The organism is Melioribacteraceae bacterium (assembly GCA_035362835.1).
Lineage (GTDB): Bacteria > Bacteroidota > Ignavibacteria > Ignavibacteriales > Melioribacteraceae > DSXH01.
In genome coordinates this window covers 99,008-111,377 of the sequence record DAOSDY010000001.1, presented here as the reverse complement: position 1 = coordinate 111,377, position 12,370 = coordinate 99,008, and the positions used below count along the sequence as shown (strand labels likewise).

At 38.6% G+C, this 12,370-nt stretch carries 14 protein-coding genes and 1 tRNA gene; 10 read left to right on the top strand and 5 right to left on the bottom strand.

Going from position 1 to position 12,370, the window contains the following annotated elements; all coding sequences use genetic code 11:
- Positions 1 to 7: 7 nt before the first annotated feature.
- Positions 8 to 331 carry a carboxymuconolactone decarboxylase family protein gene (locus PLZ15_00610; GenBank protein HOI28228.1) on the bottom strand — a complete coding sequence of 108 codons (324 nt, stop codon included), beginning with the start codon at positions 329 to 331 and terminating at the stop codon, positions 8 to 10.
- 148 nt (positions 332 to 479) lie between these two features.
- Between PLZ15_00610 and galE the strand changes: the two genes are divergently transcribed.
- The 3 genes from galE to PLZ15_00595 are packed head-to-tail and all read left to right on the top strand — an operon-like array spanning position 480 to position 3,357.
- Positions 480 to 1,454: a UDP-glucose 4-epimerase GalE gene (gene galE, locus PLZ15_00605; protein HOI28227.1), complete on the top strand. Its 975-nt coding sequence runs from the start codon at positions 480 to 482 to the stop codon at positions 1,452 to 1,454.
- A 9-nt stretch (positions 1,455 to 1,463) separates the two neighbouring features.
- Positions 1,464 to 2,012 (top strand): dTDP-4-dehydrorhamnose 3,5-epimerase, encoded by a 549-nt coding sequence (gene rfbC / locus PLZ15_00600; protein ID HOI28226.1) that lies wholly within the window; start codon positions 1,464 to 1,466, stop codon positions 2,010 to 2,012.
- A gap of 22 nt (positions 2,013 to 2,034) precedes the next feature.
- Entirely contained in the window at positions 2,035 to 3,357 is a 1,323-nt protein-coding gene (locus PLZ15_00595; protein ID HOI28225.1) for a UDP-glucose/GDP-mannose dehydrogenase family protein, read from the top strand.
- Between the two features lie 44 nt (positions 3,358 to 3,401).
- On the opposite strand, the gene bshA is transcribed toward PLZ15_00595, so the two are convergent.
- The gene (bshA, locus tag PLZ15_00590) at positions 3,402 to 4,529 is read right to left on the bottom strand and encodes an N-acetyl-alpha-D-glucosaminyl L-malate synthase BshA (GenBank protein HOI28224.1); all 1,128 of its coding nucleotides are present in this window, start codon (positions 4,527 to 4,529) and stop codon (positions 3,402 to 3,404) included.
- A 97-nt stretch (positions 4,530 to 4,626) separates the two neighbouring features.
- Here bshA and PLZ15_00585 point away from each other — a divergent pair, with 97 nt between their 5' ends.
- The 5 genes from PLZ15_00585 (at position 4,627) to PLZ15_00565 (ending at position 8,165) form a co-directional block, all read left to right on the top strand.
- Positions 4,627 to 5,496: a carbohydrate kinase family protein gene (locus tag PLZ15_00585; protein ID HOI28223.1), complete on the top strand. Its 870-nt coding sequence runs from the start codon at positions 4,627 to 4,629 to the stop codon at positions 5,494 to 5,496.
- Positions 5,489 to 6,403 carry a dTDP-4-dehydrorhamnose reductase gene (rfbD, locus tag PLZ15_00580; protein HOI28222.1) on the top strand — a complete coding sequence of 305 codons (915 nt, stop codon included), beginning with the start codon at positions 5,489 to 5,491 and terminating at the stop codon, positions 6,401 to 6,403. Before PLZ15_00585 ends, rfbD begins: the two co-directional genes overlap by 8 nt.
- A gap of 160 nt (positions 6,404 to 6,563) precedes the next feature.
- Positions 6,564 to 6,929 carry an H-type lectin domain-containing protein gene (locus PLZ15_00575; GenBank protein ID HOI28221.1) on the top strand — a complete coding sequence of 122 codons (366 nt, stop codon included), beginning with the start codon at positions 6,564 to 6,566 and terminating at the stop codon, positions 6,927 to 6,929.
- 157 nt (positions 6,930 to 7,086) lie between these two features.
- The gene (locus PLZ15_00570) at positions 7,087 to 7,806 is read left to right on the top strand and encodes a hypothetical protein (protein HOI28220.1); all 720 of its coding nucleotides are present in this window, start codon (positions 7,087 to 7,089) and stop codon (positions 7,804 to 7,806) included.
- The gene (locus tag PLZ15_00565; GenBank protein ID HOI28219.1) at positions 7,803 to 8,165 is read left to right on the top strand and encodes a hypothetical protein; all 363 of its coding nucleotides are present in this window, start codon (positions 7,803 to 7,805) and stop codon (positions 8,163 to 8,165) included. Before PLZ15_00570 ends, PLZ15_00565 begins: the two co-directional genes overlap by 4 nt.
- A 66-nt stretch (positions 8,166 to 8,231) precedes the next feature.
- On the opposite strand, the gene PLZ15_00560 is transcribed toward PLZ15_00565, so the two are convergent.
- The 3 genes from PLZ15_00560 to PLZ15_00550 form a co-directional block, all read right to left on the bottom strand.
- Positions 8,232 to 9,725: a DUF6089 family protein gene (locus PLZ15_00560; GenBank protein ID HOI28218.1), complete on the bottom strand. Its 1,494-nt coding sequence runs from the start codon at positions 9,723 to 9,725 to the stop codon at positions 8,232 to 8,234.
- A 126-nt stretch (positions 9,726 to 9,851) separates the two neighbouring features.
- Positions 9,852 to 10,124, bottom strand: a complete 273-nt coding sequence (locus PLZ15_00555) for a hypothetical protein (GenBank protein ID HOI28217.1) — start codon at positions 10,122 to 10,124, stop codon at positions 9,852 to 9,854.
- A gap of 24 nt (positions 10,125 to 10,148) precedes the next feature.
- Positions 10,149 to 10,221: transfer RNA gene (locus tag PLZ15_00550), tRNA-Arg, on the bottom strand.
- Positions 10,222 to 10,401: 180 nt separating this feature from the next.
- Between PLZ15_00550 and PLZ15_00545 the strand changes: the two genes are divergently transcribed.
- The gene (locus tag PLZ15_00545) at positions 10,402 to 11,406 is read left to right on the top strand and encodes a site-specific integrase (GenBank protein HOI28216.1); all 1,005 of its coding nucleotides are present in this window, start codon (positions 10,402 to 10,404) and stop codon (positions 11,404 to 11,406) included.
- Positions 11,407 to 11,668: 262 nt separating this feature from the next.
- Entirely contained in the window at positions 11,669 to 12,124 is a 456-nt protein-coding gene (locus tag PLZ15_00540) for a hypothetical protein (GenBank protein HOI28215.1), read from the top strand.
- The last annotated feature ends 246 nt before the right edge of the window (positions 12,125 to 12,370 follow it).

Genomic DNA, 12,370 nt, shown 5'->3' with positions numbered 1-12,370 from the left:
GCCGATCCTATTTCCCTTTTTTCCTGTCGAGCAGGTCATCAATCCAGCTCATTGCTGCCATAGCAGCCGGGAAACCGATTGTCGGAATTGCTAAAAGCGCCACCTGCCTGATCTCTGCCTTCGATATCTTCATTTTAAGAGCCTTGCGTACCTGAGCATGAACAGATCCCTCCATCCCGGATCCGATTGCAATACCGAGTTTTACCAATGCTCTCGACTTTTCATCGAGGGGGCCCTGTTTATGGACCGCATCTCCGAGGTTTTCGTAAGCTACAGCAATTTCCGGAAATTCTTTTAAGAATCGTTCGAATCGTTTGGGTAGCTGGGACATTTTTTTATTCCTGTTATGATTTTTTGTGTGTCAAAGTTATATTAATTTCACTGCAGCCGCAATTTTTGTAAATGTGATTTTTCAAATGGGCGAAATTACTTAAGAATAATTTTGTATTTTTAAGCGCTTCAAAAACATCGGAGTATGATTGAAAATTCTGGTAACGGGCGGTGCCGGATATATCGGTTCTCACTTTGTAAAACTTCTCGTCGAAAAAGGGCTCGATACTATAGTTGTCGATAACCTCAGCCGGGGTCATATTGAATCGGTTCATCCGGACGCTAAATTCGAAAATACCGATCTTTTAGAACCCCGTGCGCTATCGCAGGTATTAAGTAAATATAAACCCGATGCTGTTGTTCATTTTGCTGCGCTTGCTTATGTCGGTGAATCGGTTGAAAATCCTTCACTCTATTATGAAAATAATGTGGTCGGCAGCTTTAACCTCATCAGAGCGTTTGTTAAGAATAAAATCAAAAAATTTGTCTTCTCTTCTACCTGCTCAATCTACGGAAATCCGGAAACAATCCCGATCGATGAAAACCAGAAATCAAATCCGATCAATCCTTATGCGAATACAAAACTTACTGTGGAAAAGATTCTTGGGGATTTTGATGCTGCATACGGGTTGAAGTATGTTGCTCTCAGGTATTTCAATGCAGCCGGCGCGGACCCTGATGCTCTGATAGGTGAAAGCCATAATCCGGAAACTCACCTTATTCCGCTTGTCTTAAGTGCTGCAATGGGCGGAAGGGATAAAGTTGATGTTTACGGGAATGATTATGATACTCCCGATGGAACCTGCATTAGAGATTATATCCATGTTAATGATCTTGCCGCAGCTCATCTCAAAGCAATCGAATATCTTAACAATAAAAACAGATCCGAGATAATTAATCTGGGAACCGGCAAAGGTAATTCGGTGATGGAAATAATCAATAATTGTGAAGCGGTTACCGGTAAAAAAATAAATTATAATATAAAGGGAAGAAGACCCGGCGATCCTGCAGTTCTTGTTGCGGATAACAGGAAAGCAAAAAGATTACTCGGTTGGGAAACTGAATTTAATCTCGAACGGATTATCTCAACCGCCTGGAAATGGCACCTTAATAAAAAATATTAAGAGGTTAATTTGACTATTGAAAACACTCAGATTAAAGGACTTCTTTTAATCCGTCCCGATGTCTTTGCTGATTCAAGGGGATATTTCTTCGAGTCCTTCAATCAAAAAAAATATAGCGATGCAGGAATAAATTCACCCTTTGTACAGGATAATATTTCCAGATCTGTTAAAGGTACAATAAGGGGATTGCATTACCAGGTCCCGCCGTTTGAACAGGGGAAACTCTGTTCAGTGATTTACGGTAAAGTTCTCGATGTTGCCCTCGATATACGGTTTGGCTCTCCTACCTTCGGGAAACATTTCGCATTGGAACTTAGTGAAGAAAATAAAACGCAGCTCTGGATTCCTCCCGGATTTGCTCACGGATTTTCCGTCCTCTCCGATATTGCGATTTTCAGCTACAAATGTTCGGCTCTCTATAACAAAGATGCCGAGCGGTCAATTATTTATAATGATCCCGATCTGAATATTAAGTGGCTTGCAGAATTTCCTGTTGTTTCTTCTAAAGATCTAATGGCAAAAAGTTTTAAGGAAATTGAAAAAGATTTTTCTTATTAAATGATATTAAGGAGTAATTAACATGAACCTGGCGGTAATTGGCAGCGGGTATGTTGGTCTTGTAAGCGGTACTTGTTTTGCAGAGATGGGTAATTCGGTAATCTGTGTAGATAATAATATTGATAAGCTGAAAAAACTTAAACAGGGTGTTGTTCCAATATATGAGCCGGGACTCGATGTTTTATTTCACAGGAATATTGAGAAAAAAAGACTTTCATTTTCTGATGATTTAAAATTTGCTACGCTCAATTCAGAAATGATCTTTCTCTGTTTGCCCACACCGCAGGGCGAGGACGGCTCGGCCGATCTTCAGCATGTTTTTAAGGTGGCTCACGATATTAGCAGAATTCTGAAAGAGAACGGCAGCGGGGATTTCAAAATTATCGTAAATAAAAGTACAGTTCCGGTCGGTACCAGCCGGAAGGTCAAAGAGATTTTTAACAGTTACGGCTTGAGCAGGTTTGAAGTTGTTTCCAATCCTGAATTCCTTCGGGAAGGATTTGCTGTAGATGATTTTATGAAACCCGACCGGATAGTTATTGGCGCTGAATCGGATTTCGTATTCGAAAGACTGAGAGAACTCTATGAGCCATTTGTCCGCCAGGGAAATCCGATATATGAAATGGATCCGGAGAGTTCCGAAGTAACCAAGTATGCTTCTAACTCATACCTTGCAATGCGTATCACTTTTATGAACGAGCTGGCAAATTTCTGCGAAGCAGTTGGCGCGAATGTGGACAATGTAAGAAAAGCGATGGGCTCCGATACAAGAATCGGAAAAAGATTTCTGTTCCCCGGTATCGGCTACGGCGGCTCCTGCTTCCCGAAAGACGTTAATGCCCTTATCAGGACTGCCTCGGATAATAAATCGCCTATGAAAATACTTACAGCTGTGGATGAAGTTAACAGATTACAGAAACTCGTTATTGTTAAGAAAATTCAGAAGCACTTCGGTGATAATCTGAAAGGAAAAAAGTTTGCGGTATGGGGACTTGCATTTAAACCGAACACAGACGATATGCGGGAAGCACCTTCAATTGTAATTATAAAAGAATTGGTAAGACTGGGGGCAGAAGTATCGGTATATGATCCCGCTGCTGTTGAAAATGCCCGCTTTTATTTAAAAGATCTGCCTGAATATTCCGATGATCAGTATGGCATTCTGAAGGACGCCGATGCTCTGCTGATTTTAACCGAATGGAATGAATTCAGAAATCCGGATTTTCATGCAATCGGTAATCATCTTAAATCGAAAATTATCTTCGACGGAAGAAATGTATTCGAACCGGAAAAAATGAATGAGCTCGGATTCCAATATTACAGTATCGGCAGGAAAGAGATCTAACCGGTTTATAGCAACTATTCGGAAATATTTATTTTAAAGTAATTTTACTCATTCAGTATCCGTTCGTAGTATTGTATATACTGGGGAAGGATCAGATTCATATCGAAACTATTTACAGCTCTCTCCCGGGAGTTTCTGGCAAAGGATTTATATTTTTTATCGTTTGTAAGTAAATCGATAGTATACTTTGCCATTCTATCAATATCCCCGATCTCGGCAATATATCCAGTTTCATTGTGAACAACCAGTTCGGGCAGGCCTCCAACCGAAGAGGAAATAACCGGCAGACCGCAAGCCATCGCTTCAAGAGCGGAAAGTCCGAAGCTCTCCGATTGAGACGGCATAAGGAATAGATCGCCTGCAGTAAGAATCTCTTCTATTGCATCCTGCTTACCTAGAAAGATTACTTCCTTATGTATATCGAGTTCCCGTGCAAGCCTCTCGCATTCGGAACGGTCCGGTCCGTCGCCTACTAATACCAGCTTTGCAGGTACTTCTTCTCTAACCTTTGAAAGTATTCTGATTGTATCAGTAACCCTTTTAACTACTCTGAAATTAGAAGTGTGTATAAGAACTTTCTCGCCCTGAGTCGCAATATGTTTTTTGAACGGTTTATCCTCAGCCGGTTTGTATTTTTCTGTATCAATAAAATTATAAATCACTTCAATCTCTTTTTTCAGATTGAAGTTAGTCAATGTCTTTTCTTTTAGAAATCGTGAGACAGCTGTAACTCCGTCGCTCTCTTCTATGCTGAATTTAACAAGTGGCATAAAAGTCGGCTCCAGGCCCATCAATGTAATGTCTGTGCCGTGGAGGGTTGTAATGAACTTTATTTTTTTGCCCGACTTTTTCCAGACCTGCTTTGCCAGGTATGCGCTTACTGCATGTGGAATTGCATAGTGGACGTGCATAAGGTCCAGGTCTTCATATTCAATTACTTCAAGCATCTTACTGGTGAGTGAAAGATCGTAGAGAGAGTGTTCAAACAGGGGATATGTCGTTGTTTCTACTTCATGAAAAAAAATATTATTGACAAACCTTGTCAGCCTGTGTGGTAATGCATAACTTATAAAATGAACCTGGTGGCCTAAAGATGCCAGAGCCAGACCTAGTTCCGTTGCTACAACTCCGCTTCCTCCGTATGTAGGGTAACATGTAATTCCAATCTTCATATTATTCTTTCGCAAATATTTGAATTGAGTTGATTATTTTTCCAAGTAGAAGAACAAAATTAATTGTGCGGAATTAAAATACGGCTATTTTATCACAATGAAAATTCTACTTGTCGGACATTCGATTATAGATAATATTGATTTTGAAGGAATTAAAAGGATTCTACCTGGCGGGATTTTCTATTCGGTCCTCGGCACTCTTGCTGTTAAAAATACTTCCGATCAGGTCTTCCTTCTTACTTCTATGAATAAAGAAAATTATTTTCTGTTCGAAAAAGTCTATTCCAGAATAAACAGAGACTTTCTGATTCCAGCGGATTCAATGCCTGAAGTGTTTTTGCAAATCTCTGAAGTTGGGGAAAGAGGTGAAAGGTATCTAAATATTTCCCGCCCTCTGATGATCGATGGCATTGGGGACTGGAATCGTTTCGGCGGAATACTGATAAATATGATCACAGGATTTGACATCTCGGCAGGACAGTTAAAAACGATCCGCGAAAATTATTCTGGACCTATCTATTTCGATCTGCACACATTATCCCGTGGTGTTGACGAGAAACTGAACCGGGATTTCAGACCGGTTCCGGATATAAATGATTGGCTTAAGAACATAGACATTCTTCAATGTAACCAGTACGAATTACGAACTATCGGCAACTCTGATAATACAAAAAACATTGAGACGGTTCTGAATGCGGGTGTAAAATATCTAATTGTTACCAGAGGTGAGAAAGGGGCTTCACTTTACTTTAAAGATCTGAATGAAATTAAAATTATTGACAAACCTGCTAAGGCGGTAAAAGTAGTAAATAAAGTTGGTTGCGGAGATGTCTTTGGGTCAGTCTTTTTTTATAATTATCTTTGCCGCAAAGATGCTGAGTTCTCCCTGGAACAGGCGATTGAATATTCTGGGAGGGCTGTATCTGTAAATATTTTTAATAATATCGATTTATTTATTAATGATTGACGGCAACATAATAAAAACAAGAATATTGGTTATCGGCTCTAACGGAATGCTTGGCCAGAGACTAACTAAAGTTTTCGCAAATCTGGCTGATGTGGAATTGCTGACTGCCTCTGCCGAGGAGAAATCCTTCTACGAAGGAGTGGAATATAAAACACTCGATATTACCAATAAGCAGGGTGTCAAAGAGATTATTCTGAATTTTTTCCCGGATTTTGTGATTAATGCCGCAGCCTTCACAAATGTCGATCAATCTGAATCCGAAAGAGAATTGGCATGGAAAATAAATGTAAACGGTGTTGAAAATGTTGCACTATACTGCTGGACAATTGATGCTCACCTGATTCATATTTCGACCGATTATATTTTTAACGGTAAAAACGGGCCATATACGGAGGACGCAATTCCCTCGCCAATTAATTACTACGGAAGATCTAAACTGGCTGCCGAAAATTCGATCAGAACCAGCGGAGTCAGATTTACGATTCTCCGGACTAATGTGCTTTACGGGCCTACGAGTTTCGGGCGCCCCGATTATGTTAAATGGGTTGTCGACTCGTTAAAGGCCGGTCAGCAGATTAGAATTGTATCAGATCAGATTAACAATCCTACTTTTATAGATGATCTTTCCACGGCAATTAACCGTGTAATTCAGTTTAGTAAAGAGGGAATATACAACATAGGGGGTGCAGAACTCCTCTCCAGGCTGGACTTTACTATCAAAATAGCAGATTTTTTTAATCTGGATAAGAGTTTAATTATTCCTATCACTACCGATCAGTTGAAACAACCCGCCCCACGTCCGTTAAGATCCGGACTGGTAAATTTGAAAGCCGGGGCAGAACTTGGTTATAAACCTTTGCGGTTGGAAGAAACACTATTCATAATCAGGAAGGAACTGGGTCTTTAAGAAATGAGCTGTAGTTACCACCGGCACTGTTTGTTCTCAGACACAAAGCTCACCTGTGAAATCTTATTAAATTATAGTTATTGACAAATAAATAATTAATTAAGAACTTTGAGTAGTAGTTCGAGGGTTTATCAAATAGTCATCTAACAGGAGGAAAAAAATGAAAAAATTATTTTACACACTATCTGTTCTTCTTTTAGCCAGCATAGTTTCATACGCTCAAGTCCAGGTACAGAGCGGAACATATTTCTACAGTAAGGATCAGAATAAAGACAATTATACCCTGCATACAAACCAGGGAAAGAGAATTGTTGAATATGAAGTCAACTTTCCTAAACCATTTGAGAAAAAACCTAAAGTTGTAATTATGCCGTCATTACTTGATGCCGAAAGATCTTCGCAGGTAAGATACAGTATCAGAGCTTCAGGTGTTTCCCGCGACGGATTTGTTCTGCTTGCGGAAGTATGGGGAGATACTCAATTAAATGCCATTGGCGGATTCTGGCTGGCTCATACCGAAGAATAATTTAGTTTTTATATTATATAAAAAGCCGCTCTGCCTAAATATGCAGTGCGGCTTTTTTATTTTATGTCTGACGGTGTGGAAGTAATCCGAATTGTTATTTACTTTTCCGGTGCGTTGTTTATGATAAATGTTAATATCCCTCTAATTCGGGGTTCTTATGAGCAGTGAACAGTTCGACCTCTTTCTTATTTTGCTGAAATTAAAATCATATCTTGTCAGTCTTCTCGACAGTCCTTCGTCAGGCAGTGAGTCTATGGATATAACGGAGGAATTTCTCGACAGAAAATTCCCGGAGAGAAAAGAGGAAATTATTGAGTTGCTAACCTCTTTTAATATTAATTCCGATGCTCAGATTGCCTTTGATGAAAAGATCCATCACAAATTCAAAGAGATTGTTCGAGGCAGGGAAAAAGCCTTTCATCTCTCAAGCATACTCGAAAAATTCCATATTGATTCGATAGAGGAAACAGTTAAAGAAAGAAGAGTTGAAGAATTTAGAAATGCCCGCGATCAGAAATTAAAAGAAATTGTCAGCGTTCTTCTCCAGCTTGCCAGAATCTGGGCTCAGAGAAGCGATATCGAAAGTGATGTAGATAATTTTTCTCTGCTTGACGAGGAGAACCTTATCCGTCCCGAAGAGGAAGCACATCTTGGAAGGCTCGGTAAAGATACTTCCGCTTCTTTCGAATCGATATCTAAAATAACCCAACTCTATCTTGAACAGTTGATCGAATATTACTTTAAATACGGAGGGGATCTATCTCTTTCAGAATTTATAAAGGGACTTGATGAGTTCAAGTCAATTGTTCGGGATAAATACAATGAGTTGTTTAAGCAGTCAGGTCTAGACCCTACAAACATTCGAGGTGATAAATGATTAAAAAAATGTTCTTCGTTTTTTCAATTCTTTTAATTGCTGTCTCATGCAGCATCTTTCAAAAGGATACCTTCCAGGGGACCTGGACTATTACCGTTACCGGCGACTTCTCTGATTCATTTGATTTTGTGGTTGATGAAAAGGATTCGTTCAGTTTCTCAAGAAATATCAACACGCAGGGCGGAAGTTACGAGGCACGGTTCAGCGGTAAGATCAGTGAGGACGGAACAATGTTCTGTGATGTTAATGTAATGAGTATGAAAGTGGCACAGTTTGACGGCAAGATGAACTATGAAAATGGTTCCGGCAAGTGGTCCGGTGCGGGAATGAGCGGTTCCTGGTCGGCTGTTAAAAAATAACATTTAAAATAAAAGAGGCCTGAATGAACAGGCCTCTTTATGAAATAAACTACTTCAGCCTACTGCTTAATTCTTCTCTTTATAGTTGGCTTTTATTTCAACTCTTCTGTTCTTGCTTCTGTTTTTCTCTGTATCGTTCGGGAATGCAGGCTTGGTTTCGCCGAATGATTCAGTATTGATGATGTCAGCATTGATTCCCTTCTTAACTAAGTATTCTTTTACTGCAGTAACTCTCTTTTGGGAAAGTTTCATGTTGTATTCATCAGGTCCTAAAGAACATGCATGGCCCGATAAATGAAGTTTAGCTTCATTTAATTTTGTGAATACATCGAATACATTATCAAGCGTTGATTTAGCTGTCTTGGTTAATCTTGAACTGTTTAGAGCAAACCAGACATTATCGAAGCCCTGTTCCTTTTCAATAAAAGCTGGTGGAACGTCATCGCTCGGATCGAGTGGATTTGTTCCGCGTTTTACTTCAACTCCGTCGTTAACTGTGCCGCCGTCTGTATCGGCTTTCAACGGATCGGTTTTGTGTTTCATAACTTCTTCGCCGTCCATCAGTCCGTCACCGTCTGTATCAGCTTTCAACGGGTTGGTTTTGTATTTCATAACTTCTTCGCCGTCTTTCAGGCCGTCGCCGTCTGTATCAGCTTTTAATGGATCGGTCTTGAATTTGGTTACTTCTTCGCCGTCGTTCAATCCGTCACCGTCTGTATCAGCTTTAGCAGGATTTGTCTTGTAGGTCATGACTTCTTCGCCGTCTTTAAGACCATCGCCGTCGCTGTCAACATTTTTCGGATCGGTGTTGTACTGTTTAACTTCTTCGCCGTCTTTCAGGCCATCGCCGTCTGTATCCGGATTATTAGGATCTGTACCTAATTCAAGCTCTTCTCGTTTTGTAAGTCCGTCATTGTCTTTATCGGAATTCATGCTCTCGCCGGTAAAGGTAATGCCTGCACCGATATTGAAATACCCGTCGTTGAATTCGTCAATCTTAAAGAAGTTTACATTGTCTGTCATTGTGTAATTGAGCCCAACGCTTAAATCGAGCAGAATCTCGTCGGCTAATTTAATTTCAGTACCAATACCGACCGGTATAACAGCCGACCAGCCGTCTGCTTCAACCGGATTCGGAGAAACAACACCAGGTTTGGTTCCAACGTTATAATTCATAAGACCAATTCCGGCATAGAAGTAGGGGTTCCAGCTTTCGAGATCGAATGGAGTGAAGAGCAAGCGGGCATCAATCGGAATAATTGATGTACTGTATTCGCCGGTTCCCTGTTTCATTGTAGTATAATTGAAATCGTCACCATTCAGTTTTCCGTAACCGGCACCGATTTCCGCGTTGAACTGATTCGATAATTCGAAACGCAAAAATGCTCTGAAAAGATAGGATGCAAGGGCAATACCGTTATCATCCTCAAATTCTGTTGCGGATAATACACCGTTAGCCTGAATCCCGCCTTTAATTCCGAATTCTTTGAATTGTGCATATGAATTCGTACTTAAGAAAGAGAATAAGACCACCATTAATATCAATGAAAGTTTTTTCATGATACTCCTTTGTATATGTTGTGAGAAAATTTGTACAAAAATAATGTAAAAACAAGACTTTATTCGTTCGCTAAATCACAATAGAATTTTAATAGTCCGTTAAAGTTTAATAACTTCTAAGTAAACTTAATAATTTTTCCGCCAACTTCTCATTAAAAAACCCGTTATTATTAACGCAATACCTATAAGTGCAACTTTAATATATGGATCGGAATAGTAATAATAGCCCCCTATGGCTACCGGAACATTCTGCATTTCTAGTGTATTAAATCCGTCGCCCCGAACTATTTCAAGTTTATAACTGATATGAAACAGAGCATAAGCCAGTATAATACCTCCCTGAAGGAAACAAACTATATCAACAAGAGCAAAAATGACTGCTGACATTACCTTTTTCATTTCGAGATTCCTGGAAATTGATAGTACCCCGGAGAGGAGTTGAACCTCCGACCAACGGTTTAGGAAACCGCTGCTCTATCCACTGAGCTACCGGGGCATTGAGTTTCTTGAAAATTTTCTGCGAATATGGAGTAAAATATAAGGATTTAGAAATTGCCTAACAATGCCTAACCTGGAAAAGTTACTCAAATTTGGTGCGAAAGTATTCAAATAGGTATCGAGTTTAATACTTACATATCTTGTTTAGCATTTAAAGTTATTTGCGCCGGGAGGTTATATGTTTCTCACTAAAAAACCTAATGGAACCTGGTATATAGTTTATGCAGATCAAAACGGAAAAAGAACCTCACTTTCTACTAAAACTATTTTTAAATCTGAGGCAGATTATCAGTTAAAAAATTTCAGAAAGAAATATTATGAGGAGTTAATGCAGGACTTCACGCCGATAACTCTCAAATCATTTAGATGGAATTTTCTAAAATATAGTGAATCAGTCCACACTCCCAAGACTACAAAATCATATCGAGTAACATTTAATTTTTTATTAAATCATTTTGGAGATATTCAGTTGAGTGAATTAACAAGCAAATCAATCCAGGATTTTTTACTATCTCGAATTAGTCATTCATCTATTTATGCAGCGCGTAAAGATCATATTCATTTATCAAGCATGCTTAATAAAGCGGTTTTGGATGGGTTCCTGTTAAAAAATCCATGCAACGGAATAAAAAGATTAAGACTACCCGAAAAGCAACCAAAATTCTATACCCGAGAAGATATTGAAAAGTTATTATCGGTTATGGATAATCAAGATATTATTGACATAACCAATTTTGCTCTTAATACTGGAATGAGAAGCCAGGAAATTTGCTCTCTACAATGGCACCAATATGATCAAGCAAAAAGAATAATCACACTTGATAACAGTCTTTATATAACTAAAACAAAAAAAATCAGATCTATTCCACTTAACAATACTACACTTGAATTATTAAACCGCAGAATGGGGCGGAACAAGAAAGGATTTATTTTTTCTGTAAATGGAGGACCGACATCCTCCGATAAATTATCAAAGATATTCAAAAAATATGTTTATGAATCTAAAATAAACAATCAATTAAATTTTCATTCATTGAGGCACACCTTTGCAAGTTGGTTAATACAAAAAGGAGTGCCAATAGCCCATATTAGCAAGCTTTTAGGCCATGCAGATATTAAAACAACTCAAATATATGCACACCTCAGACCGGAAGATTTAAGGAGTGCTATAGAGTTATTATGATATTCTTTTAGGGATGTTCTTTTCTTTTTTAGGCTGATAATAAAATCCACTTGCATCTCATCCGAGAAAGTGTATTTTAGTTATTGAACGAATCAAAGGACGGTTATGCTTTGTCCGTTAACAAAGGTTTTTTGTTTTAAAGGTATGCCTATTATTGCCTTGAGATTTTCGGTTGCGCGAGCGCCGAAGGGTTCTCCTTTGAACCCGTTCAAAATCTCAGGGCTTTTATTTATTATTTATAACAAATCAAAGGAGTAGCATCATGAAAAACTTAGTTGCATTAAAAACTAACTCTCAGCCTCTTTCTGTTTCGGAAAAAATTTCAATTGCTTTCAAAGATGTTCATCTCGTAAAACTGGAGGGACAAGGCTGCACACTCGAACAATATATCAAATCTGAAAAAATAGAGGATATATTCAAAAAGGTTGACCGGAGGATCCTCAGTATTACTCCATTTAAATATTACCACAATGGGAAATTTGAATCCGATTTATATCGAATTATCTCACTGGCAAATTTATTAACTCAAAGCGAAACACCTCACCGCCTCGATAATTATTTTCTTAATGATTCGGATCTAACTCCAGCTCAATTAACGCAATTGCGTGATGAAATTTTAGAATTAACTACTTTAGTTGATGAACTTGAAATAATGATTAAGGGGATAAAGAAAAGCATCTGGAATAATTATCAGTATTTTGATAATTGCACTGAATAAATAACTCAGCGAGGCCGGGCAAATATTTTAAAAAAAAGAATATTTTATAAATCATAAGAAAATAAACTTTGGATAATAATTGAACTTGGATTGCTAAACTCTCCCGGAAAATACCGGGCAGTTAAGCAATTTCCCGGCAATAAAATCAGATGTTTTTTGTAAAATGGAGTATCTAATTTTAGTTAAGTTGTTTTATAATAAGGGCAAGAATAGGTTATAAATACCGATGCTAATTTAGACCGCGAA